Origin of the sequence: Rhizobium sp. CC-YZS058 (genome assembly GCF_034720595.1) — a bacterium.
GTDB lineage: Bacteria > Pseudomonadota > Alphaproteobacteria > Rhizobiales > Rhizobiaceae > Ferranicluibacter.
In genome coordinates this window covers 1852449-1874085 of sequence record NZ_JAYESJ010000001.1, presented here as the reverse complement: position 1 = coordinate 1874085, position 21637 = coordinate 1852449, and the positions used below count along the sequence as shown (strand labels likewise).

The following is a 21637-nucleotide window of genomic DNA, read 5'->3' as shown; positions in this document are numbered from 1 at the left end:
CGCCTTACAGGTTGCTCTGAAGACGGCGCGGCAGAACCGTGTCAATCTACGATGCCTGACAGAAATGAAGGCGAACAGGACCAGACGGAAGACGATGGTCGGAGTGGAGAGATTCGAACTCCCGACCCTCTGGTCCCAAACCAGATGCGCTACCAGACTGCGCTACACTCCGAACGCGGCCTCAATCGTCCGCTGGAGTGCGAGATACACGCTGGCGGGACGGGCCGCAAGCGGTTTCGAGCGGGGATTGGCCTTCAATCCGGGACGAAGAAAAAAGGGCTGGGCTTGCGTTCGCCTTATTCCGTTTTGCCCGCCGCTGCGGTATGGAAAGACTGAACGCCGGAGCCGCATCCCGGCGCATTTCGACATGCTTGGAGTTTGAAACGGATGTCCGCCAAGATCTATCGCCCGGCCAAGACCGCGATGCAGTCGGGCAAGGCCAAGACCAATCTTTGGGTTCTCGAATTCGACGCGGAAACGCCGCGGACGATCGATCCGATGATGGGCTACACCAGCTCCCGCGATACGCGCCAGCAGCTGAAGCTGACCTTCGACAGCGCCGAACTCGCCGTCGCCTATGCCGAGCGCAACGGGATCGATTACCGCGTGATCGCGCCCAAGGACCCGACCCGCAAGAACGTGTCCTACAGCGACAATTTCCGCTTCAACCGTCAGCAGCCCTGGACGCATTGATCCCGAACAGCCAGTCCGCCCATCCGGCGGCTGCATTTCTCCGCGTCGGCGGAGCAGGGCCCCTTAGCTCAGCTGGATAGAGCACCTGCCTTCTAAGCAGGTTGTCGCAGGTTCGAGCCCTGCAGGGGTCGCCAATCTTTACAATGCTTCACGCCTACCATCTGCAATGCGATTAGACCCCGTTTACAGCTTCTATTCTGCGTTTACAGGAATTATTCGCGCGATGTTCTCTCCATACGGAGAATGACGGCATCGCTCGTCTGCTGGTCATCCGCCAGGTAGTGCTTTTCCAGCACCTTCCCGACCTCGGAAATCGAATGGCCCGTCACGGAAGCGATCTGCTCTACCGTCGACCCCTCGCGCCGCCGCTCGGTGATAAACGTTCCTCGCAAGTCGTGGAACGTCACCCCAGCTATGCCCAGGCAGCGCACCGTGCACACAGGGGACAGGCCCGCTTCGCTGCACTGCTTGCGCGATCTGTCTGCGGTAATGCGCGTCTTTACCTTGATCGGTAAGGTTATCTTGACCTTCTCGCACGTCAATCAAAAGGTTGTGCTAGCGAAGGGCAGGGTGAATGACCGGCGACGCGACAAGCTGAGGCCGAGACTGCAGAGAGTCTCTTGATTTCAGGTGTGGCGAAGCGCGAACCTGGCTTCAGGAGCGGCGTTGCCTTGCTTCGTAAGTCTATGCCGAAATATTAACTGAATATTTTCTCTCTTGTATTTTTCTTGAAAGACATTGCAGGCCGCATGGGGTGGAGTTTTGCTGCGGCCATTTTGGAGGGTTGCATGACGCTGTTGTTGAAGATGATAGTGCCGCTGGTTTCGCTCTGCTTGGCGGGGTCTGCTTCTGCCGAGTTTCGTATTACCGAGGATCAGGACACGCTCTCGCGGCTTCGCCAGCGCCTGACGCTCGAGGATCTGGCCATTTCCGAACGGGGGATCGTTCCTTCGCTCGCGGCCTGCAGCCGCGATGGCACCCTCTTCGTCAGCGGGCGCAACTATCTCCTGGAGACCGCGCCGACAGAAGGCCTCGTCTGGCGGGTCAAGCGACTGCAGGGCGACAAGGTAACGGTCTCCGTCACACGCGGTACTCAGAGCAGCGTGTCGATGCGCACCGCCTTGGCGCAGTCCATGCTGTCCGCCATCGTCAACGATTGTGAACAGCTTCGATTTGCGAGCGCACCGCTCTATCAGATCGAGAGCATCAACGGCGAAGCGACCTCAGCCGCACTCCTCGTCGCCACGCCGTGAATGCATGGCGTCAGTAGCGGTTCATGCTCGCGTGCATCGGGCTTTGCAGGCCCGGAAAGGCGCGGTGGGGCACGAGGGAAATGGTGAGAACGACAGCAACCAGGCAGGCGATGAAGATCATCCCGAAGGGCATCGATTGCAGTTTCATCGCGTCGTCGTCTCCATCTCGTCTGTTCTGATCATGCACCGTCAATCTGTCCATAGCCTGTCGGATTGGTTAGCGACTGCAAACCCACGCCAATCTTGGCCGACTCACGCCTCGTGAGACATTAGACATAAAAAGATCGCTTTCGGAATAGGGCCGCGAAACATCTTGTGGGACATTGCGTTTCTCCCCACATGACTGTGCCGAGTTGGAGCGAGACGATGTACCGATTCATGATGAAGGAATTGATCGTGGTGATGGTGGCCCTGACCCTGGTCTCCGGGCTGACCTTCTTCGTGCTGCAGGCCGTTGCCTAAGCGCCCCAGGCGATCGAAAACAGCACTCTCGATGCGGAATCATCTCCCCGCCACGGCTGAAAATCTTCCACGCCGCGACGAGACGTCCCTACAGGACAAGAAATCCGATGAGCGCGGCGATCGGAACGGGAACGCCGATCAGCCAGACCATCAGTTCCCTGATCATGAACCGTTCATAGTTTGTGTCCCGATGGTCGGGCAGCCGCTGCTTAAGTTGGCGCATGTCGCCCTCCGCCGAGTGCCGTGCGGGCCGGTGTATCCCCCAGCCGGCGCTTGAACGCTGCAACTGCACGTTCGTTCCACCCGCAACCGGACGCGTCGGGTTCCGCGCGGAACGCGGCAAGACCATGGTCCGCTGATCGCACGGGGAGTGCTGAGTGGGCCTGTCAATTGCAGACGGTTCGACAGCGCCCGACATGGGCTTATGGCGGAAGAGGTGGGATTCGAACCCACGGTACGGTTTCCCGCACGCCGGTTTTCAAGACCGGTTCCTTAAACCACTCGGACACTCTTCCGTCTCATGTTCCGGATTAGCGGGTCGCCGCTGGGGCGTCAATGCCGTGCAACGCGGGCTCATGAGGTTGAGGACAGGGGTGCGGTGGCCGCATCGTGTGGCTGATTGTGAAGGACGCGGAACAAAGTCCGAAAACGTGTGTTTTCTGCTCGAAACCAACCTGTTCGAGGTCGTTCAAGACAACGATCGCCACCCTCGGGAGTGCATGATGCGCGCAACCCTGACCTTCGCAGCGGCGGCCATGATGGCCTTCGCTGCGGCCCCTTCCTTCGCCGCCCTCGGAAGCCCGAGCGAGAACAAGATCGTGGGCGAAGAGCTCGCCGTCGCGGGGCTCGAGACCGGCAATCCCGGCATCGATCCGATGGTCACCGGCTCCGCCTGCGTGCCGCCGGAGGAGCAGTATATCCCCTCCTTCATTCGCGACAGCGCCGGCGAGATTGTCGGCATCCACTACACGATCATCGAATACGAGTGCTGAGCGCGAAGCGATCGTCGCGCGTCGCACGACATTAGGCTTGTGCCGGTTTGAAACACAACCGGCGTTAAGTCCTTGTAAACCATAAAAGTCAATTCCCCAGGGATCGCGAGGTGCGCGCTCCCATTTCCGCCATGTTGCTGTCATTTTTGCACCTGGTCACGGGCTCCGTGACGCCGGATCGTTGCGCGCGGGGACTGCGTGGGCGAGCCGGGAGGCGCGTTGATTGGCGATGTGAACAGTATGACGGAAACGACCTTTGCGGCCGCTTCGGCCACACCCCGCGGACGTGGAAACGGCACGGGGAATGGCCGGAAGAGCAGGCGATTGCCGGTGTTTGGTTTGGCGGCATTGCCGCTCCTCTGCCTTGCCCTCGCATCCTGCGGAACGACGCAGTCGGCGGAGAAGCCCACCAAGCGGTCGAAAGAATACTTTCCCGAGTCGGTTTATGGCGTCAAGGCGAGCCCCCGTGTTGCCACCGGCAAGAACATCCCCAAGGGTGGCGGACGCTTTCAGGTCGGCAAGCCCTATGTCGTCAAGGGCAAGGTCTATACGCCCCGCGAAGAGCCGGGCTACAGCAAGACCGGCATGTCCTCCTGGTACGGCTCGGCCTTTCATGGCCGTCTGACCGCCAATGGCGAGGTCTATGACGACCAGCACCTCTCTGCCGCACATCCGACCTTCCCGCTGCCGAGCTATGCGCGCGTCACCAATCTCGAAAACGGATCCTCCGTCATCGTGCGCGTCAACGATCGCGGTCCCTATGAGTACGGCCGTATCATCGACGTCTCTTCCAAGACAGCCGATCTCCTGGACATGAAGCGCAAGGGCAGTGCGCAGGTGCGTGTCCAATATGTCGGCCTGGCGCCGCTCCAGGGGAACGACATGCCCTATCTCATGGCCTCCTACGCCACGAAGGGCAGCCGCGTTCCGGGCATCGCGCCGGAAGGACAGATCGCCAGCGGCGTCATGGTCGCCTCCAACGAACCGGTCCGCAAACAGGTCCGCGATCTTGGTATCCTGACGGTTCCGCCGAAGGCGAAAGTACAGACGCAGGTCGCAGCCCTCGATGTCGCCGCTCCCGTCACCGCTCTGGCCGAGCCGGAGCATGTGCTCCGCGCGCCGGATGCGACAGCGAGCTTCGACAGCTTCGTCATGCTGCCGGAAATCGGCCCGATCCCTGTCGAGCGCCCGGGCAGCTTCGGCCGGGACAATGCCGTGCGCTATGCGGCCGCCTATGCGGAAGTGCGCTTCAGCACGGCGCCAAGCGCCTTCGATGCCGTGATGGTCGATCCGCAGCAGATGACCTCTGCCGACATCGCCGCGCATGCCGCGCGCACTGTCACAAAGGGGCGACACTAGGTCCGCGATCGACGGAATTGTCGCTTCGCGGCCACCAAGCCGCGTTGCGACGAAACCGGCGTCTCTGCTACTCTCGACAAAATCTGTCAGTACACACAACCTCCGACTGTAGAATGACCCTTTATCGGGACGGTCGGGGAGGGAGATGCCGCTTGACGAGGCTCGAACCGGACCGCCGACCTCCTTGCGACGACCTAAGTGCATGCCCGCGTCTTCACCAACAGAGGCGACACTCTGGGCAACCCGTCCGAAGGCTCGCGGCAAGTCTGCTGGCAGGCTTGATGCTGGTCGCGAGCCAGGTGCAGGCAGCGGAGCCGTTCGAGACGAAGGCGCGGCAGATCCTGCTGGTCGACGACAAGACGGACACGGTGCTCTTATCGAAGGACCCGGACGTGCCGGTGCCGCCGGCCTCGATGGCCAAGATGATGACCGTCGAAGTGGTCCTCGATTCGCTGAAGCGGGGTGAGATCACCCGCGAGACCAGCTATCCGGTGAGCGAGCATGCCTGGCGCACGGGCGGCGCGCCCTCCGGCACCTCGACCATGTTCGCGCCGATCAAGTCCAGCATCGCGGTGTCGGATCTTCTGCAGGGCGTCGTGGTGCAGTTTGCCAATGACGCCTGCATCGTGCTGGCCGAAGGCATGGCCGGCAGTGAAGCGGCCTTTGCGCGGTCGATGACCGAGCGAGCCCGCGCCCTGGGGCTGAACGCCTCCACCTTCGCCAATCCGACGGGGCTGCCGGACCCAGGCAATGTCACGACGCTGAGGGACCTTCTGTCGCTCGCCCGTCATCTGCGCCGAACCTATCCAGAGGTCATGCCGCTTTACAGCCAGCCGGAGTTTGAGTGGAACAAGATCCGGCAGCGCAACCGGAACCCACTTCTGTCTTTGAACATCGGTGTCGATGGCTATGTGGCAGGCTTCGCCGAAGGCTATGGCTACGGACTCGTCGCCTCGATGCAACAGAACGGCCGCCGCGTCGATCTGGCGATCAACGGGCTCGCCAACGAGAAGGAGCGGGTGTCTGAAGCGCGCCGCGTGCTCGACTGGGCCATGGCCAACTTCGCCGAGAAACGGCTGTTCGAGCCGAACGAGACGATCGCCGAAGCCAGCGTCTATGGCGGCGCGGTTGCGACCGTGCCGCTGTCGATCGCCGAGCCGGTGGATGTGCTCCTCCCGGTGGGGGTGGATGCGAAGCTTAAGGGGCAGGTGATCTACCGCTGGCCGGTGTCGGTGCCAATTGCGGCGGGGCAGCCGCTCGGCACGCTGAAGATCTGGAACGGCGACCAGTTGCTGCGCGAAGTGCCGTTGAAGGCGGCCCGCGCCGTGGAGGGCGGCACGCTGACCAGCCGCGCCGCCGATGCGCTGCAGGAGTTGTTGTTCTTCTGGCTCTAGACGGCTTTGCCTGCCGAACGCCGATGCGCAGTTTCCTCGCGCCGTGCAATCGGGTAACAGGTCCGCGAACACGGGCTCGCAGGCGTTGATGGCGCTTTGTGCAGCCCGCGAAGGAACGAGAGGAAGCGCCTTCCGCGCTTTCCAGGTGCTGGTCCCTCAGGACGAGCCGTGCAGGACAGAAGGCGGACCGCGTGGCAGCTGGCGGATTGTTCGTGACATTCGAGGGCGGGGAAGGGGCGGGCAAATCCACCCAGATCCGGCGCCTGGCGGAAGCGCTGCGGGCGCGGGGCCGGAGCGTGCTCATCACCCGCGAACCCGGCGGCTCGGCCGGGGCGGAAGCCGTTCGCCATGTGCTCCTGTCCGGCGCCGCCGAGCGGTTCGGCATCCGCATGGAGGCGCTGCTCTTTGCCGCCGCGCGCAACGACCATGTGGAAAGCGTGATCGGCCCCGCCATCACCAGCGGTCAGACGGTGCTGTGCGACCGCTTCATGGATTCCTCGCGCGTCTACCAGGGGATCACCGGCAATCTGCCGCAACCGTTGATCGATGCGCTGGAGCGCGTCGCCGTGCACGGCCTGCGCCCGGATCTGACAATCGTCCTCGATCTTCCGGCCTCGCTCGGCCTGGCGCGCGTGCGCCAGCGCCTTGGCCAGACCGCAGATGGCGAAAGCGACAAGAGCGGGCTCGATCGCTTCGAGAAGGAAGAGCTCGATACGCATGAGAAGCGGCGCGAAGCCTTCCTCGATATCGCCGCGGCAGACCCGGCGCGCTGCCGGGTCGTCGATGCGGCGCAGGACGAAGCGCGTGTGGCGGCGGATGTTCTTCTGGCCTTCGACGAGGTGGTGGCGGGCCGCGGCAGCGCGCGGGCGCGGCGCAGCGGGGAGGGCGGAGCGTGAGCGAACCCCGCGCCGACCAGCTGGATGGGGCCATCGCACCCTCGGAAAACACCGCACTGTTCGGCCATGAGGAGGCCGAGGCCTTTCTCGCTGCCGGCTATCGTTCGGGCAAGGGTCATCATGCGGTCCTGATCGAGGGGCCGCAGGGCATCGGCAAGGCGACGCTCGCCTTCCGTTTCGCCAATCACGTGCTCAGCCATCCCGAGCCGGAGACGGCGCCCTCGACCATGCAGGCGCCGGATCCGACCTCGCTGGTCAGCCGTCAGATCGCCGGCGGCGCCTCGCACAACCTTCTGCACCTGACACGGCCGGTCGACGAGAAGACGCAGAAGATCAAGAGCGCCATCACGGTGGACGAGGTGCGGCGCGCCGGCCGCTTCTTCGGCCAGACCTCCGGCACCGGCAACTGGCGGATCGTCATCGTCGATGCGGCCGACGATCTCAACCGCAATGCCGCCAATGCCATCCTGAAAATCCTGGAGGAGCCGCCGAAGCGCTCGCTCTTTCTGGTGTTGACCCATGCGCCGGGACGGCTGCTGCCGACCATTCGCTCGCGCTGCCTGCCGCTGGCGCTGAAGCCGCTCAACGACGCGGCGATGGAACAGGCACTCGGCCATCTCGGCATCCGTCCGGCGGAAGACACACTGCCTGGCGTGCTGAAAGCGGCGCGAGGCAGCGTGTCGGAGGCCATCAAGCTCATCAATTACGGCGGCGCCGATATCGTCGAGGCCTTCGAAAGCATCCTTGCCAAGGAGCCGGCGCCGGCGCGGCGCGAGGCCCACAAGCTCGCCGATGTTCTCTCCGGCCGCGACGCCGAAACGATCTACGACTTCTTCACCGAGCTCGTCTCCCGCCACGTGACCGCGCAGGCGCGCGCCTCGGCGCTCTCGGGCGATCTGGAGCGTGCGGAGCGGCTGGCGCGGCTTTCCTCCGATCTTTCCGAACGCGTGACGCTCGCGGAAGCCTATAACCTCGACCGCAAGCAGACCGTCCTGCAGATCCTCGACGACATTCGCGCAGCCTGAGCCGGGCTCCGCCGGCTTTTTGCCGGTTCCGCATTTCCACGCCCGCCGCTATGGGCTAAGAGCAGGCGCACCGCTCTTTCGCACGCGCAACATCCAGAGTCTCCCGCCGCCATGTCCGACACGTCGCCCTTCTACATCACGACCGCCATCGCCTATCCGAACGGCCGGCCGCATATCGGCCACGCCTATGAACTCATCGCCACAGACGTCGTCGCCCGCTTTCAGCGGCTTGACGGGCGCGATGTGTTCTTTCTCACCGGCACGGACGAACATGGCCAGAAGATGCAGCAGACGGCGCGCAGCCAGGGCCTGACCGCCCAGGAGCTGGCCGACCGGAACACGGCCGAATTCCAGAAGATGGCGGTGCTGCTGAATGCGTCGCACGACGACTATATCCGCACCACCGAGCCACGCCACCATGCGGCGGTGACCGAGATGTGGCTGCGGATGGAGAAGGCGGGCGACCTCTACAAGGACACCTATGCCGGCTGGTATTCGGTGCGCGACGAGGCCTACTACCAGGAAGGCGAGACCGAGCTGCGCGCCGACGGCGTGCGCTACGGGCCGCAGGGCACGCCGGTCGAATGGGTCGAGGAATCGAGCTATTTCTTCCGTCTTTCCGCCTATCAGGACCGGCTGCTGGCCCTTTACGAGGCGCAGCCGGATTTCATCGGTCCGGCCGAGCGGCGCAACGAAATCATCTCCTTCGTCAAGTCGGGCCTGAAGGACCTTTCCGTCTCCCGCACCACCTTCGACTGGGGCGTGCCGGTGCCGAATGACGACGGCCATGTCATGTATGTCTGGGTGGATGCGCTCACCAACTACGTGACCGCCACCGGCGTGCTGACCGATCCGGAGAGCCCGCGGGCGAAATACTGGCCGGCGTCGATCCACATGATCGGCAAGGACATCATCCGCTTCCACGCCGTCTACTGGCCGGCCTTCCTGATGTCGGCCGGGCTGCCCCTGCCGGAGCGGGTCTTTGCGCATGGCTTCCTGCTCAACAAGGGCGAGAAGATGTCGAAGTCGCTCGGCAATGTCGTCGACCCGATCAACCTCGTCGAGCACTTCGGTCTGGATCAAATCCGCTATTTCTTCATGCGCGAGGTCTCGTTCGGCCAGGACGGCAATTACAGCGAGGAGGGGATCGCGGTTCGCATCAACTCCGATCTCGCCAATGGCATCGGCAATCTCGCCAGCCGCTCGCTGTCGATGATCGTGAAGAACTGCGACGGCCGGATCCCGCCCTGCGGTCCGCTCACCGCAGCGGACGAGGCGATGCTTGCCTCCGTCGACGGGCTTCTGGCGATCGCGCGAAGCGACATCAACGCGCTCGCCATTCACAAGGCCGTAACGGCGATCATTGCCGTCGTCTCCGAGGCGGACCGTTATTTTGCCGGTCAGGAGCCCTGGGCGCTGAAGAAGACCGATCCGGAGCGCATGGGCACGGTGCTCTATGTCACGGCCGAAGTCGTCCGCCAGATCGCCATCCTGCTGCAGCCGATCATGCCGGCATCCTGCGAAAAACTTCTGGATCTCGTTGCCGCGCCGGCCGACAAGCGGGACTTCGCGGCGCTCGGGCCCGCCGGTCGTCTCGTCTCCGGTACGCCGCTCGAGGCGCCGAAGCCGGTCTTTCCACGCTACGTGGCGCCTGAGGTGTGAGGATGGCCGTGCCCATGCTGATCGACACCCACTGCCATCTGGACTTTCCCGACTTCGAGGCGGAGCGCGATGCCATCGTCGCGCGGGCAGGCGAGGCGGGCGTGCGGCAGATGATCACCATCTCGACCCGCGTCCACAAATTCCCTGCCATCACAGCCATCGCCGAGCAGTACGACAACGTCTTCTGCTCCGTCGGCACGCACCCGCACAATGCGGATGAGGAGCTGGACGTGACGGTGGAGGACCTCGTCCGCCTTTCGGCACACCCGAAGTGCGTGGCGATCGGCGAAGCGGGGCTCGACTATTTCTACGACAACGCTCCGCGCGAGGCGCAGGCGACGGGGCTGCGGCGCCATATCGCCGCCGCGCGGGAAACCGGCCTGCCGCTGGTGATCCACAGCCGCTCGGCCGACGACGACATGGCGGCGATCCTAACGGAGGAGACGGAGGAGGGCGCATTTCCCTTCCTCCTGCACTGCTTCTCCTCCGGGCCCGAGCTCGCCCGCGTCGGACTGGAGCTCGGCGGCACGCTGTCCTTTTCCGGCATTCTCACCTTCCCGAAATCGGAAGAGCTGCGCGCGACCGCCAGGACCGTGCCGCACGACCGGATGATCGTCGAGACTGATGCGCCCTATCTTGCGCCGAAGCCCTTCCGCGGCAAGCGCAACGAACCGGCCTATGTCGCCAAGACCGCCGAGGTGCTGGCCGAAACGCTGGGCCTGACGCTCGACGCCTTGGCCGAGGTGACGACGGAGAACGCTTTGCGCCTCTTCTCCAAGATGCCGCGCCTGTGAGGCCTGAACGATGAGCGCTCGGCTGGTTTTCACCATTCTCGGCTGCGGCTCTTCGCCGGGCGTGCCCCGCATTTCCGGCGATTGGGGCGCCTGCGACCCCAAGAACCCGAAGAATGTGCGGCTGCGGGCATCGCTGCTCATCGAACGGATCGCCGAAGATGGGGGGCGGACGACAGTGCTCGTCGATACGGGGCCGGATCTTCGCCAGCAGATGATCGCCGCCCGCGTCCGTCATCTCGATGCCGTCGTCTATACCCATTCCCACGCCGATCATTTGCACGGCATCGACGATCTTCGCGGCTATTTCATCGACGCGAAACGCCCCGTGCCCATCCATGCGGATCACGCGACGATGGAGCGTATCCGCGACGGCTTCCGCTATTGCCTGGATGGCGCACAGGCCGGCGGCTATCCGCCGATCGTTGAAGGACATTTGATCGATCAGGCGCTGTCACCGATCGATATCATGGGCGAGGGGGGCCGCCTCACCCTCGTCCCGCTTCTGCAGATGCATGGGCAGATCCACTCGCTCGGCTTCCGTGTCGGCAATTTCGCCTATTGTACGGATGTAAGCGACTTTCCGGCCGAGACTTTGATCAAGCTGACCGGGCTCGAAACGCTGGTGATCGACACGCTGCAATATCGCCCGCATCCGAGCCATCTCTCGCTCGAACAGTCGCTTGCCTGGATCGAGCGGATCGGCCCGCGCCGGGCGATCCTCACCCATATGCACACGCCGCTCGACTATGCGACCGTCATGGCCGAGACGCCCGATCACGTCGAGCCGGCCTATGACGGCATGGTAATCGAGTTCGAGCTCGATCAGGCGAAGTAGACGCGCAGGTTGTCACGCACGCGGTCGAGAACGCTCGCTCCGCTCAGGTCCGGCTCGAAGGTGCGCCCGGTGATCGCCTCGAAGGCCCGGATATAGACCCGCGCCGTCTCGGCGATCAGCTCCGCCGGGATCGGCGGAATCGGGTCGTGATAGGGATCGCAGCGCTCGCTCACCCAGGCGCGCACGAAATCCTTGTCGAAGCTCGCGGGCCGGCGGCCGCTCGCAACCGCCTCGGCATGATCGGCAGCGATCCAGTATCGGCTGCTGTCCGGCGTATGGATCTCGTCGGCCAGCACGATGCGACCCTCGGCATCGGTGCCGAACTCATATTTCGTATCGGCAAGAATGAGCCCGCGCTCGGCGGCGCGCCTCTGTCCGCGTTCGAAGAGCGCCAGCGCCGCGCGCGACACGGTATCCCATTGCTCGGACGTCAGCAGTTTCTGGGCAAGGATGTCGTCGGCGGACAAGGGTTCGTCATGGCCGCCGTCGAACGCCTTGCTGGTCGGGGTGATGATCGCCTGCGGCAGCGCCTCGTTGTCGCGCAGCCCATCGGGCAGCGTCAGCCCGTACATGGTCCGCTCGCCCTTGCGATATTTGGTCAGGATCGACGTGCTCGTCGTTCCGGCGAGATAACCGCGCACGACGATCTCGACCGGCAGGATATCGAGCCGCGTGCCGATCACCACATTGGGATCGGGATAGGCGATGACATGGTTTAAGCAGATGTCGGCGGTTTCCTCGAACCAGTAGCGCGCCGTCTGCGTCAGCACCTGGCCCTTGAACGGGATCGCGGTCAGGATCTGGTCGAAGGCGCTCAAGCGGTCCGTGGCAATGATGATCCGCCGCCCATCCGGCAAGTCATAATTCTCCCGCACCTTGCCCTTATAACGACCCGGCAGCTCGGGGATGAAGGCGTCGCTCAGGACACGGGGGTCATCGGCAGGATCGAAGCGCATCGGCGTCAGCTTTCGGAAACAGGGCAGCACTGCCTTTGGCTTAGGATGTCAAGGCAGCCAGGGTCAAGGCGGCGGGCCGATGAACGGAACCACGTCCGGGTCGCACCCCGTCGAGACGATTGTTCCATAATCTATCTTATGCAACTAGTTCTTGTAGCTGCAAAGTTGGAGTGTCCTGTTCTCCTCGAGCCCCCAGCTTCGCCCTCCTCCGAAGCGGCCACCTGCGCAAGGCTGCAAACCGCTTTATCTCCGACCCCGTGTCGCGTTTTGGAGCAGGTCTTCCCAAACCGGGCAATCGGCGTAATCTCCTTGTTGACAGCTGTCTCTTGGGAGGTGCGCATGCGGTGTCTTGGATTCATTCTTGCAGGGTTGGTTGCCGGTGCGTCGCTGGCCTCCGATCCGGCTTCTGCCGAACCGGTCGGTGATGCGCGGTCGATCATCTCGCGGCAGATCGAAGCGTTTCTGGCCGATGACAAGGCGACCGCCTATTCCTTCGCCTCGCCGCAGATCCAGACGCTCTATCCCAACCAGGATCTATTCTTCGAGATGGTCAAGCGCGGCTACGCGCCGGTCTACCGGCCCGGCAACTTCGCCTTCGGCCGCTCGAAGATCGAGGCTGGCCAGGTGCTGCAGGAGGTGCTAATCCGCGCGCCCGACGGGAAGGACTGGACCGCGCTCTACACGCTGACACGTCAGCCGGACGGCAGCTACAAGATCAATGCCGTCCGCATGCTGCAGCAGGCGCCGGGACCGGAAATCTGAGCCTCCCAAGCCCGCAGAACGTTGCCGGTCGGCATGGGTAGGGTGCGCAATCATGACGGGGAACGATTGGGCTTGCCCTGCCCGGTTCTCGTCCGACCTACGATGACGCCGTGTCAAACCGGCGCAAGATCGCCGCGCCGCCAGTTTTCCTGGGTTTCTTCCATGAAGGACTGATAGCGGCCTTCCTCGATCGCTAGGCGGATGCCGGCCATCAGGTCCTGATAGTAGGACAAGTTGTTCCAGGTCAGCAGCATGCCGCCGAGCGACTCGTTGGCGCGCACCAGATGGTGGAGATAGGCGCGGGAATAGTCGCGCGCCGCCGGGCAGGAGGATTCCTCGTCGAGCGGCCGCATGTCCTCGGCGTGGCGGGCGTTGCGCAGGTTGATGCGCCCGCGCCGGGTGAAGGCCAGACCATGGCGGCCGGAGCGGGTCGGCATGACGCAGTCGAACATGTCGATCCCCCGCGCCACCGATTTCAGAATATCGTCCGGCGTGCCGACGCCCATCAGGTAGCGCGGCTTCTCGACAGGCAGCTCCGGGCAGGTGGTGTCGAGCATGTCGAGCATGACCTCCTGCGGCTCGCCAACGGCGAGACCACCGATCGCATAGCCTTTGAGATCGAGGCTCGCGAGCCCCTGGGCGGAGCGGACACGCAGCGCCGGCTTGTCGCCGCCCTGTACGATACCGAACATCGCCTTGCCCGGCTGGTCGCCGAAAGCGAGCTTGCAGCGCTCAGCCCAGCGCAGCGAAAGATCCATGGCCCGGGCGATCTCCTTCTCCTCGGCCGGCAGCGCCAGGCATTCGTCGAGCTGCATCTGGATATCGCTGTCGAGCAGACCCTGGATCTCGATCGAGCGCTCCGGCGACATATGGTGCAGAGCGCCGTCCACATGGCTCTTGAAGGTCACGCCCTGCTCGTCGAGCTTGCGCAGGCCGGAGAGCGACATGACCTGGAAGCCGCCGCTATCGGTGAGGATCGGCTCCGGCCAGCGAATCAGCTCGTGCAGGCCGCCGAGGCGTGCGACGCGCTCGGCGCCGGGGCGCAGCATCAGGTGATAGGTGTTCCCGAGGATGATATCGGCGCCGAGCTCGCGGACCTGGTCGAGATACATGGCCTTCACCGTGCCGACCGTGCCGACCGGCATGAAGGCCGGCGTGCGCACCTGCCCGCGCGGCATGGACACGGTCCCGCGCCGCGCCTTGCCGTCCTGCGCGTGGAGGGTGAACTGGAAGGTTTCAGACATCGGGGTCTTTCCGGAAGAGAAGGCTGGAATCGCCATAGGAGTAGAAGCGGTAGCCGCTCTTGATCGCGTGGTCATAGGCGGAGCGCATCGTCTCCAGCCCGCTGAAGGCGGAGACCAGCATGAAGAGCGTCGATCTGGGCAAATGGAAGTTGGTCATCAGCACGTCGACGGCGCGGAAGCGATAACCGGGCGTGATGAAGATATCGGTGGCGCCGGACCAGGGCTCGATCATGCCATCCGGGCGCGCCGCACTTTCGAGCAGCCGCAGCGACGTGGTGCCGACGGAGACGATGCGCCCGCCCCTCGCCCTGACGGCGTTCAGCGCCGCGGCGGTCTCGGCGGTCACCTGGCCGATCTCGTGGTGCATCCTGTGATCGGCCGTGTCTTCGGCCTTGACCGGAAGAAAGGTGCCGGCGCCGACATGCAGGGTGACGAAATGCCGTTCGATCCCGGCCGCGTCGAGGCCGGCGAAGAGCCGGTCGGTGAAATGCAGGCCCGCGGTGGGCGCGGCGACGGCGCCGTCCTCGCGGGCATACATGGTCTGGTAGTCCTGCCGGTCCTGCTGGTCCTCCGGCCGCTTGGAGGCGATATAGGGCGGCAGAGGGATATGACCGACGGCCAGGATGGCCTCGTCGAGCGCCGGCCCGGCGAGATCGAAGGCAAGCTCCACCTCGCCCGCCTCGCCGCGCGCCACCACGCTCGCTTCCAGCACGCCGAGCTGGCAGACGTTGCCGCCCTCGCCGAAGCGCAGGCGGTCGCCCGCCTTCAGCCGGCGCGCGGGCCTTGCGAAGGCCATCCACCGGTCGGGCGCGATGCGCATGTGCAAGGTCAGCGAAACAGGGGTTTCGATGTCGGCGCCGCGTCGGCGGATGCCCTCGAGCTGCGCGGGGATCACGCGGGTGTCGTTGAAGACCAGCGCATCTCCCGGGTTCAGGAGGCCCGGCAGATCGAGAACGCCTTTGTCCTCGCGCCGGCCATCCGGATGAACGACCAGCATCCGCGCCGCATCGCGCGGGACGGCGGGGCGAAGGGCGATGTTGTCGTCCGGAAGATGAAAGTCGAAAAGGTCGACGCGCATGGGCTGGGCCAGTTGAGTCTGGGGAGGTTTTGGTAAAGGGGCGAGCGCTACAGAAGGCCGGCGACCCGATCGGCCAGCGGCCAATGCGTCATCTTCGGGCTTGACCCGAGGATCTGCCAAGGCCAGCCAAGACCTAGACGTCCGGTTTTCCGAAGCGCGGGCAGATCCTCGGGACAAGCCCGAGGATGACGTTCGCGTTGAGAACGAGCACCGCCATCACCGGCGGTGCCCTGCCCTTGATTGCTTACGCCGCCGAAGCGAGCTTCATCGATACGATGCTGTCGGGATCCTTGACAGGCTCGCCGCGCTTGATGGTGTCGATGATGTCCATGCCGTCGACGACCTTGCCCCAGACGGAGTACTGCTTGTTCAGCCAGGGCGCGTCGGTGAAGCAGATGAAGAACTGCGAGTTGGCGGAGTTCGGCATCTGGCTGCGGGCCATGGAGCAGGTCCCGCGGACATGGTTTTCCGAGGAAAACTCGGCCTTCAGGTCCGGCTTGTCGGAGCCGCCCATGCCGGCGCGCGCTGGGTTGAAGTCCGCGCCGCCCTGCTTGCCGAACTTGACATCGCCCGTCTGGGCCATGAAGTCCTCGATCACGCGGTGGAACACGACGCCGTCATAGGCGCCTTCCGCAACCAGTTCCTTGATGCGCGCGACATGGTTCGGTGCGAGATCCGGGCGCAGTTCGATGACCACCCTGCCCTTCGTCGTTTCCATGATGATCGTGTTTTCCGGATCCTTGATCTCGGCCATGGTCTCTCTCCTGTTTTCAGCTTAGTCCTACTTGCCGACCTTGACGCTGATCATCCGGTCGGGGTCGGAGACGGAGCCGTTATTGGCCTCGTCGCCCTTCTTGATCTTGTCGACATTCTCCATGCCCGAGACAACCTGACCGACGACCGTATACTGGCCGTTGAGGAAGGAGCCCTCGTCGAACATGATGAAGAACTGCGAATTGGCGGAATTCGGATCCTGCGAGCGTGCCATGCCGACGGTGCCGCGCTTGAAAGGAACGTCGGAAAACTCGGCCGGGAGATCCGGCTTGGACGAGCCGCCCATGCCGGCCTGCTCCGGCTGGAAGTTCTTTTCCATATTGCCGTACTGCACGTCGCCGGTCTGCGCCATGAAGCCCGGGATCACGCGGTGGAAGGCGACATTGTCATAAGCGCCTTCGGCAGCCAGTTCCTTGATCCGCTCCACATGCTTGGGCGCGTGCGTGCTGTCGAGTTCGATGACCACCGGTCCGCTCTTCAGAGTGATCGTCAGAAGGTCCTTGGCCTGGGCAAAGGCCGTGCTGGAGAGACTGGCGAGGGCGAAGGCGCCGGCAAAGGCGAGATGAAGGATTTTCATGGAAGCTCCGTTGCAAGAGAAGGATCGGCTCAGGCTCGGCCGGCCGCGGCAGGCTGCGCGCGCTTTTCGGCCAGGGCCTGTTTGACAGCCGAAGGCACGAAGGCGCCGACATCGCCGCCCATGGCCGCGATCTGGCGGACCAATGTGGCGGTAATGGGCCGCGACGCCGTGCCGGCGGGGATGAAGAGCGTCTGGATATCGGGGGCCATTTGGCGGTTCATGCCGGCCATCTGCATCTCGTAATCGAAGTCGGTTCCGTCCCGCAGGCCGCGAATGAGGAGTGTCGCGCCATGGGCGCGGGCAGCATCCACGACCAGACCTTCGAAGGCGACGACGGAGACATCCGCGCTGCGCTGCGAAAGACAGTCGGCCAGCGACTGATGGATCAGCGCGGCCCGCTCCTCGAAACCGAACAGGGGTGCCTTGCCTGGATGAATGCCGATCGCGACGATCAGCCGGTCGGCGACGTTCAGCGACTGGGTCAAAACATCCAGATGGCCGTTGGTCATGGGGTCGAAGGAGCCGGGATAAAAAGCTGTCGTCATGCGCTCAACGATCCGCCTCGCCGCCATCCACCGCCGCGACGCGTCTCGCGCCTCGGCCTTTCAATCCGCAGCCTTTTGTCACGGACGGCCCGCAACCGCAAGGGAGGCATAGCTCATTGGTTCGGCGCCGCGCACTGTTCCCTCCGATACATGCGCGACGCGCCGGCGACTATAGAACGCCGAGCAACAGCGCAGCTCGCGACCTTTCGGCAACAGGCACAGGGGGGCATTCACCTGTGGAACCTTTTGTCAAGCGTCTCGTTCTTCACACCGAAAGGATGACGACAATGGCTCTGATGCTCTTCTCGATGGTTATGTTCTTTGCGATGATCTTCGCGACGCTGAATGGTTTGCGCAGGGAGACGACGATCTCCCGCTCCCGTTCGCGTTTCTCCATGATCGCCAAGTAAGGACATTGGTCATGGCAGTTACCATGATGCTTCTGTCGGCCGTAATCAGTATCGTGTTCCTGGTCGATTTCACCAAGACGATCCGCGAACTCAAGCGCGAGCATGTTGCCGTCCGCGATCAGCGCACCCATCAGGGACCCTTCGGCGTCTGATCAGGCAGTTCCCTCCCCGCTGTCATGACCTCCAGTCGCAGCGGACTCAAAAAGCCGGACGGTTCCCTCCCGTCCGGCTTTTTCATGTCTCGACCACGCGGGGGATCGAGGTGGATCCCCTACTCCATCAGGCGCCGTCGCCGTCCGGCGTTGCAGGCCCGGCCTCGGTCGTCACGGCGGTTTCCGCCTCGACCTCCGCCACGGCGTCCTCGTCCTCCGGCTCGCTGATCCGCTCGACGGAAACGACCTTTTCGTCCTTGGCGGTCGAAAAGATCGTGACACCCTTTGTCGCGCGGCTTGCCAGCCGGATGCCGCCGACGGGCACGCGGATCAGCTGTCCGCCATCGGAAACGAGCATGATCTGGTCTCCGTCCTCGACCGGGAAAGCCGCGACGAGATCGCCGATCTCGGCCGCCTTGGCGGTATCGGTCGCCCGGATCCCCTTGCCGCCGCGACCGGAGGTGCGGAAATCATAGGTGGACGAACGCTTGCCGAACCCCTTTTCCGAAACGGTGAGCACGAATTGCTCGCGCGCCTTCAGCTCTTCGTAGCGCTCGTTGCCGAGATCGCCGACTTCGGTCACCTCTTCACCGACCAGAGCGATCTCCTCGTCCTCGCCGGTCATGCTGCGGCGCTCGGCGGCAGCACGCTTGAGATAGGCGGCGCGCTCCCACGGCTCGGCATCGACGTGGCTGACGATGGTCATCGAGATGATCCGGTCGCCTTGGCCCAGCGAAATGCCGCGAACGCCGATCGAGTTGCGGCCGGCAAAGACACGCACGTCATCGACGGGGAAGCGGATGCACTGGCCGAGCGCCGTGGTGAGCAGCACGTCGTCGCGATCGGTACAGGTCTCCACGGAGAGGATCTCGTCGCCCTCCTCGTCGAGCTTCATGGCGATCTTGCCGTTGCGGTTGACCTGGATGAAGTCGGAGAGCTTGTTGCGCCGCACCGTGCCACGCGTCGTTGAGAACATGACGTCGAGATCGGCCCAGCTCGCCTCGTCCTCGGGGAGCGGCATGATGGTGGTGATGCGTTCGCCCGCTTCGAGCGGCAGCATGTTGATCAGTGCCTTGCCGCGTGCCTGCGGCGTGCCGATCGGCAGGCGCCAGACCTTCTCCTTGTAGACAATGCCGCGCGAGGAGAAGAACAGGACCGGCGTGTGCGTATTGGCCACGAACAGGCGGGTCACGAAGTCCTCGTCGCGCGTGGTCATGGCCGAGCGGCCCTTGCCGCCACGACGCTGCGCGCGGTAGGTGGCGAGCGGCACGCGCTTAATATAGCCGAGGTGCGACACGGTGACGACCATGTCCTCGCGGGCGATGAGGTCCTCATCGTCCATGTCGGGACCGCCTTCGACGATCTCGGAGCGGCGCGGCGTGCCGAATTCGTCGCGGATCGCGGCCAGCTCGTCCTTGACGATCGTCATGATCCGCAGGCGTGAGCCGAGGATCTCGAGATAGTCGCTGATCTCCAGCCCGATCTTGCCGAGCTCGTCGCCGATTTCATCGCGTCCGAGCGCAGTCAGGCGCGCAAGGCGCAGTTCGAGGATGGCGCGGGCCTGTTCCTCGGAAAGATTGTAGGTGCCGTCCTCGTTGATCCTGTGGCGCGGATCGTCGATCAGGCGGATCAGCGACTCGACGTCCTGGGCCGGCCAGCGACGCGTCATCATCTGCTCGCGCGCTGTCTGCGGGTCCGGCGCTTCGCGGATCAGCTTGATGATCTCGTCGATATTGGCGACGGCGATCGCGAGGCCGACGAGGACATGCGCCCGTTCGCGGGCCTTGCGGAGCAGGAACTTGGTGCGGCGGGAAACGACCTCTTCGCGGAAGGCGACGAAGGCGCGCAGCATGTCGAGCAGGGTCATCTGCTCGGGCTTGCCGCCGTTCAGCGCCACCATGTTGCAGCCGAAGGAGGTCTGCAGCGGGGTGTAGCGATAGAGCTGGTTGAGGATGACCTCGGCATTGGCATCGCGCTTCAGCTCGATCACCACCCGATAGCCCTGCCGGTCGCTCTCGTCGCGCAGATCGGAGATGCCTTCGATGCGCTTCTCGCGCACCAGCTCGGCCATCTTCTCGATCATCGTCGCCTTGTTCACCTGATAGGGAACTTCGGTGATGATGATCTGCTCGCGATCGTTGCGCATCGGCTCGATATGGGCGCGGCCGCGCATGATGACGGAGCCGCGGCCGGTCTCATAAGCCGAGCGGATGCCCGAGCGGCCCATGATCAGCGCGCCGGTCGGGAAATCCGGACCGGGAATGATCTCCATCAGTTGCGGGAGCTCGATCCCCGGCTCGTCGATCAGCGCGATGCAGCCGTTGATGACCTCGGAGAGATTGTGCGGCGGAATGTTGGTCGCCATGCCGACGGCGATGCCGCCGGCGCCATTGACGAGCAGGTTCGGAAACTTCGCCGGTACCACGACCGGCTCGGAGAGCGTGCCGTCGTAGTTGTCGCGAAAATCGACGGTTTCCTTGTCGAGATCGTCGAGCAGCGCATGCGCCGCCTTTTCCAGCCGGCACTCGGTATAGCGTTCGGCCGCCGGCGGATCGCCGTCGATCGAGCCGAAATTGCCCTGCCCGTCGATCAGCGGCAGGCGCAGCGACCAGGGCTGGGCCATGCGGGCCAGCGCATCGTAGATCGCCAGGTTGCCGTGCGGATGGTACTTACCCATCACGTCACCGGTGACGCGGGCGCATTTGACGTATTTCTTGTTCCAGTCGATTCCCAGTTCGCTCATCCCGTAGAGGATGCGGCGGTGCACCGGCTTCAGACCATCTCGAACATCGGGAAGCGCGCGGCTGACGATGACGCTCATCGCGTAATCGAGGTACGAGCGCTGCATTTCCTCCATGATGGAAATGGGCTCGATGCCGAGTGGGGACTTGCCGCCGCCGGGGGGTGTTTGCTCAGTCACTATGGATCACGATCGTTATCAGACTCAAAGAACGCTGACTTATAGCGGAATGCACGAAGGCACGCCAATTCAGCGACCGGTTTTAAGCAGGCTTTCACAGACAAGGCCAGCATAAAGCAGCGTTTGGCCGGAATCGGGCCGCTTTCCACCGCGATCGGCTTGCGCGGCAGGCTTTTCGTCGCCTACCACTATCAAAGGCGGACGCGAAGGCCGCGCAAGGGGGAGCCGGAATGGACGCGATCATCAACGCCTTGACGACGCTGCTCGTCACGATCGACCCGCCGGGCCTCGCGCCGATCTTCCTCAGCCTGACCGCCGGCATGCAGCGCAGCGAGCGCCGCCAGGTGGCGATCCGCGGCACGCTGATCGCGTTTGCGATCCTTGCCACCTTCGCCGTCTTCGGCAGCGGCATCCTCCACCTGCTCGGCATCTCGATCGGCGCCTTCCGCATTGCCGGCGGGCTGCTGCTCTTCTGGATCGCCTTCGAGATGATTTTCGAGAAGCGCAACGCCCGCAAGGAAAAGACCGGCGAGACGGCGACGATGCGCGACCACATCGAGAACATCGCTGTGTTTCCGCTCGCCTTGCCGCTGATTGCCGGCCCGGGCGCCATTTCGGCGACCATCCTTCTGTCCGGCTCCTTTCCCTCGACCCTGGAACGCCTGCTGCTGCTCGCCGTCATCGCCGGCTGCCTGGCGCTGCTCTATGCCGCGCTCGCCATCGCCGACCGCATCGACCGTTTCCTCGGCCAGACCGGCCGCGCCATCCTGACCCGCCTGCTGGGCGTCATCCTGGCAGCACTCGCCGTGCAGTTCGTGGTGGACGGGGTTCGCTCGGCGTTCATTCTGTAACAG

General features: G+C 64.0%; 23 protein-coding genes and 3 tRNA genes. 13 read left to right on the top strand and 13 right to left on the bottom strand.

Annotated features, from left to right (window positions below; translation table 11 throughout):
- Positions 1-95: 95 nt before the first annotated feature.
- Positions 96-172 (bottom strand) — tRNA-Pro (locus U8330_RS08875).
- Positions 173-387: 215 nt separating this feature from the next.
- Here U8330_RS08875 and U8330_RS08870 point away from each other — a divergent pair.
- Both U8330_RS08870 and U8330_RS08865 read left to right on the top strand, forming a co-directional pair.
- Positions 388-693: an ETC complex I subunit gene (locus U8330_RS08870; RefSeq protein ID WP_323104855.1), complete on the top strand. Its 306-nt coding sequence runs from the start codon at positions 388-390 to the stop codon at positions 691-693.
- 57 nt (positions 694-750) lie between these two features.
- Positions 751-827: transfer RNA gene (locus U8330_RS08865), tRNA-Arg, on the top strand.
- A gap of 78 nt (positions 828-905) precedes the next feature.
- On the opposite strand, the gene U8330_RS08860 is transcribed toward U8330_RS08865, so the two are convergent.
- Positions 906-1235, bottom strand: coding sequence for a hypothetical protein (locus U8330_RS08860; protein ID WP_323104853.1), 330 nt, complete (start codon positions 1233-1235; stop codon positions 906-908).
- A gap of 246 nt (positions 1236-1481) precedes the next feature.
- On the opposite strand from U8330_RS08860, the gene U8330_RS08855 reads away from it, so the two are divergent.
- Complete coding sequence (locus U8330_RS08855; protein WP_323104852.1) at positions 1482-1946, top strand: hypothetical protein; 465 nt, start codon at positions 1482-1484, stop codon at positions 1944-1946.
- Between the two features lie 10 nt (positions 1947-1956).
- Here U8330_RS08855 and U8330_RS08850 read toward each other — a convergent pair whose 3' ends face one another.
- The 3 genes from U8330_RS08850 to U8330_RS08840 form a co-directional block, all read right to left on the bottom strand.
- Positions 1957-2094: a hypothetical protein gene (locus tag U8330_RS08850; protein WP_323104851.1), complete on the bottom strand. Its 138-nt coding sequence runs from the start codon at positions 2092-2094 to the stop codon at positions 1957-1959.
- Positions 2095-2496: 402 nt separating this feature from the next.
- Complete coding sequence (locus U8330_RS08845; protein ID WP_323104850.1) at positions 2497-2631, bottom strand: hypothetical protein; 135 nt, start codon at positions 2629-2631, stop codon at positions 2497-2499.
- Between the two features lie 202 nt (positions 2632-2833).
- Positions 2834-2923: transfer RNA gene (locus U8330_RS08840), tRNA-Ser, on the bottom strand.
- A 204-nt stretch (positions 2924-3127) separates the two neighbouring features.
- On the opposite strand from U8330_RS08840, the gene U8330_RS08835 reads away from it, so the two are divergent.
- The 8 genes from U8330_RS08835 to U8330_RS08800 all read left to right on the top strand — a co-directional run bounded on the left by U8330_RS08835 (position 3128) and on the right by U8330_RS08800 (position 11365).
- A complete protein-coding gene (locus U8330_RS08835; protein ID WP_323104849.1) occupies positions 3128-3400 on the top strand; it encodes a hypothetical protein in 273 nt (90 codons plus the stop codon).
- A 324-nt stretch (positions 3401-3724) separates the two neighbouring features.
- Positions 3725-4759: a septal ring lytic transglycosylase RlpA family protein gene (locus tag U8330_RS08830; protein ID WP_323104848.1), complete on the top strand. Its 1035-nt coding sequence runs from the start codon at positions 3725-3727 to the stop codon at positions 4757-4759.
- A gap of 281 nt (positions 4760-5040) precedes the next feature.
- Positions 5041-6153: a D-alanyl-D-alanine carboxypeptidase family protein gene (locus U8330_RS08825; RefSeq protein WP_323104847.1), complete on the top strand. Its 1113-nt coding sequence runs from the start codon at positions 5041-5043 to the stop codon at positions 6151-6153.
- A gap of 191 nt (positions 6154-6344) precedes the next feature.
- Positions 6345-7049, top strand: coding sequence for a dTMP kinase (gene tmk, locus U8330_RS08820; protein WP_323104846.1), 705 nt, complete (start codon positions 6345-6347; stop codon positions 7047-7049).
- Positions 7046-8074, top strand: coding sequence for a DNA polymerase III subunit delta' (locus U8330_RS08815; protein WP_323104845.1), 1029 nt, complete (start codon positions 7046-7048; stop codon positions 8072-8074). The genes tmk and U8330_RS08815 overlap by 4 nt, the downstream gene beginning before the upstream one ends.
- 111 nt (positions 8075-8185) lie before the next feature.
- Positions 8186-9736, top strand: coding sequence for a methionine--tRNA ligase (gene metG, locus U8330_RS08810; protein ID WP_323104844.1), 1551 nt, complete (start codon positions 8186-8188; stop codon positions 9734-9736).
- Between the two features lie 14 nt (positions 9737-9750).
- On the top strand, positions 9751-10530 hold the full coding sequence (locus U8330_RS08805) for a TatD family hydrolase (RefSeq protein ID WP_323104843.1): 780 nt from the start codon (positions 9751-9753) through the stop codon (positions 10528-10530).
- A gap of 10 nt (positions 10531-10540) precedes the next feature.
- The gene (locus U8330_RS08800; RefSeq protein WP_323104842.1) at positions 10541-11365 is read left to right on the top strand and encodes an MBL fold metallo-hydrolase; all 825 of its coding nucleotides are present in this window, start codon (positions 10541-10543) and stop codon (positions 11363-11365) included.
- Here U8330_RS08800 and U8330_RS08795 read toward each other — a convergent pair.
- Complete coding sequence (locus U8330_RS08795) at positions 11353-12321, bottom strand: phosphoribosylaminoimidazolesuccinocarboxamide synthase (protein WP_323104841.1); 969 nt, start codon at positions 12319-12321, stop codon at positions 11353-11355. The genes U8330_RS08800 and U8330_RS08795 overlap by 13 nt on opposite strands.
- 339 nt (positions 12322-12660) lie before the next feature.
- Here U8330_RS08795 and U8330_RS08790 point away from each other — a divergent pair, with 339 nt between their 5' ends.
- Positions 12661-13083 carry a DUF4864 domain-containing protein gene (locus U8330_RS08790; RefSeq protein WP_323104840.1) on the top strand — a complete coding sequence of 141 codons (423 nt, stop codon included), beginning with the start codon at positions 12661-12663 and terminating at the stop codon, positions 13081-13083.
- A gap of 113 nt (positions 13084-13196) precedes the next feature.
- On the opposite strand, the gene tgt is transcribed toward U8330_RS08790, so the two are convergent.
- The 7 genes from tgt to gyrA all read right to left on the bottom strand — a co-directional run bounded on the left by tgt (position 13197) and on the right by gyrA (position 20783).
- Positions 13197-14327 (bottom strand): tRNA guanosine(34) transglycosylase Tgt, encoded by a 1131-nt coding sequence (gene tgt / locus U8330_RS08785; protein ID WP_323104838.1) that lies wholly within the window; start codon positions 14325-14327, stop codon positions 13197-13199.
- Positions 14320-15405 carry a tRNA preQ1(34) S-adenosylmethionine ribosyltransferase-isomerase QueA gene (queA, locus tag U8330_RS08780; protein WP_323104837.1) on the bottom strand — a complete coding sequence of 362 codons (1086 nt, stop codon included), beginning with the start codon at positions 15403-15405 and terminating at the stop codon, positions 14320-14322. The genes tgt and queA overlap by 8 nt, the downstream gene beginning before the upstream one ends.
- 244 nt (positions 15406-15649) lie before the next feature.
- Complete coding sequence (locus U8330_RS08775) at positions 15650-16159, bottom strand: peptidylprolyl isomerase (protein ID WP_323104836.1); 510 nt, start codon at positions 16157-16159, stop codon at positions 15650-15652.
- Between the two features lie 27 nt (positions 16160-16186).
- Positions 16187-16756 carry a peptidylprolyl isomerase gene (locus U8330_RS08770; protein WP_323104835.1) on the bottom strand — a complete coding sequence of 190 codons (570 nt, stop codon included), beginning with the start codon at positions 16754-16756 and terminating at the stop codon, positions 16187-16189.
- Positions 16757-16785: 29 nt separating this feature from the next.
- The gene (coaD, locus tag U8330_RS08765; protein ID WP_323104834.1) at positions 16786-17301 is read right to left on the bottom strand and encodes a pantetheine-phosphate adenylyltransferase; all 516 of its coding nucleotides are present in this window, start codon (positions 17299-17301) and stop codon (positions 16786-16788) included.
- Between the two features lie 265 nt (positions 17302-17566).
- Positions 17567-17842 carry a hypothetical protein gene (locus U8330_RS08760; RefSeq protein WP_323104833.1) on the bottom strand — a complete coding sequence of 92 codons (276 nt, stop codon included), beginning with the start codon at positions 17840-17842 and terminating at the stop codon, positions 17567-17569.
- Positions 17843-17990: 148 nt separating this feature from the next.
- Positions 17991-20783 (bottom strand): DNA gyrase subunit A, encoded by a 2793-nt coding sequence (gyrA, locus tag U8330_RS08755; protein ID WP_323104832.1) that lies wholly within the window; start codon positions 20781-20783, stop codon positions 17991-17993.
- Positions 20784-21013: 230 nt separating this feature from the next.
- Between gyrA and U8330_RS08750 the strand changes: the two genes are divergently transcribed.
- Positions 21014-21634, top strand: coding sequence for a MarC family protein (locus tag U8330_RS08750; RefSeq protein ID WP_323104831.1), 621 nt, complete (start codon positions 21014-21016; stop codon positions 21632-21634).
- Positions 21635-21637: the final 3 nt, after the last annotated feature.

Bases quoted from the DNA above. Each gene is read 5' to 3' on its own strand.
- U8330_RS08850 (WP_323104851.1), bottom strand. From the start codon at position 2,094: ATGAAACTGCAATCGATGCCCTTCGGGATGATCTTCATCGCCTGCCTG.
- U8330_RS08750 (WP_323104831.1), top strand. From the start codon at position 21,014: ATGGACGCGATCATCAACGCCTTGACGACGCTGCTCGTCACGATCGAC.
- coaD (WP_323104834.1), bottom strand. From the start codon at position 17,301: ATGACGACAGCTTTTTATCCCGGCTCCTTCGACCCCATGACCAACGGC.
- metG (WP_323104844.1), top strand. From the start codon at position 8,186: ATGTCCGACACGTCGCCCTTCTACATCACGACCGCCATCGCCTATCCG.
- queA (WP_323104837.1), bottom strand. From the start codon at position 15,405: ATGCGCGTCGACCTTTTCGACTTTCATCTTCCGGACGACAACATCGCC.
- U8330_RS08845 (WP_323104850.1), bottom strand. From the start codon at position 2,631: ATGCGCCAACTTAAGCAGCGGCTGCCCGACCATCGGGACACAAACTAT.
- U8330_RS08775 (WP_323104836.1), bottom strand. From the start codon at position 16,159: ATGGCCGAGATCAAGGATCCGGAAAACACGATCATCATGGAAACGACG.
- U8330_RS08825 (WP_323104847.1), top strand. From the start codon at position 5,041: ATGCTGGTCGCGAGCCAGGTGCAGGCAGCGGAGCCGTTCGAGACGAAG.
- U8330_RS08805 (WP_323104843.1), top strand. From the start codon at position 9,751: ATGCTGATCGACACCCACTGCCATCTGGACTTTCCCGACTTCGAGGCG.
- U8330_RS08835 (WP_323104849.1), top strand. From the start codon at position 3,128: ATGATGCGCGCAACCCTGACCTTCGCAGCGGCGGCCATGATGGCCTTC.
- U8330_RS08795 (WP_323104841.1), bottom strand. From the start codon at position 12,321: ATGCGCTTCGATCCTGCCGATGACCCCCGTGTCCTGAGCGACGCCTTC.
- U8330_RS08870 (WP_323104855.1), top strand. From the start codon at position 388: ATGTCCGCCAAGATCTATCGCCCGGCCAAGACCGCGATGCAGTCGGGC.
- U8330_RS08790 (WP_323104840.1), top strand. From the start codon at position 12,661: ATGCGGTGTCTTGGATTCATTCTTGCAGGGTTGGTTGCCGGTGCGTCG.
- tgt (WP_323104838.1), bottom strand. From the start codon at position 14,327: ATGTCTGAAACCTTCCAGTTCACCCTCCACGCGCAGGACGGCAAGGCG.
- U8330_RS08770 (WP_323104835.1), bottom strand. From the start codon at position 16,756: ATGAAAATCCTTCATCTCGCCTTTGCCGGCGCCTTCGCCCTCGCCAGT.
- U8330_RS08760 (WP_323104833.1), bottom strand. From the start codon at position 17,842: ATGGGTGCGCTGATCGCGGACGGCAACATGCTCGCGCTTGAGTTCGCG.
- U8330_RS08800 (WP_323104842.1), top strand. From the start codon at position 10,541: ATGAGCGCTCGGCTGGTTTTCACCATTCTCGGCTGCGGCTCTTCGCCG.
- U8330_RS08855 (WP_323104852.1), top strand. From the start codon at position 1,482: ATGACGCTGTTGTTGAAGATGATAGTGCCGCTGGTTTCGCTCTGCTTG.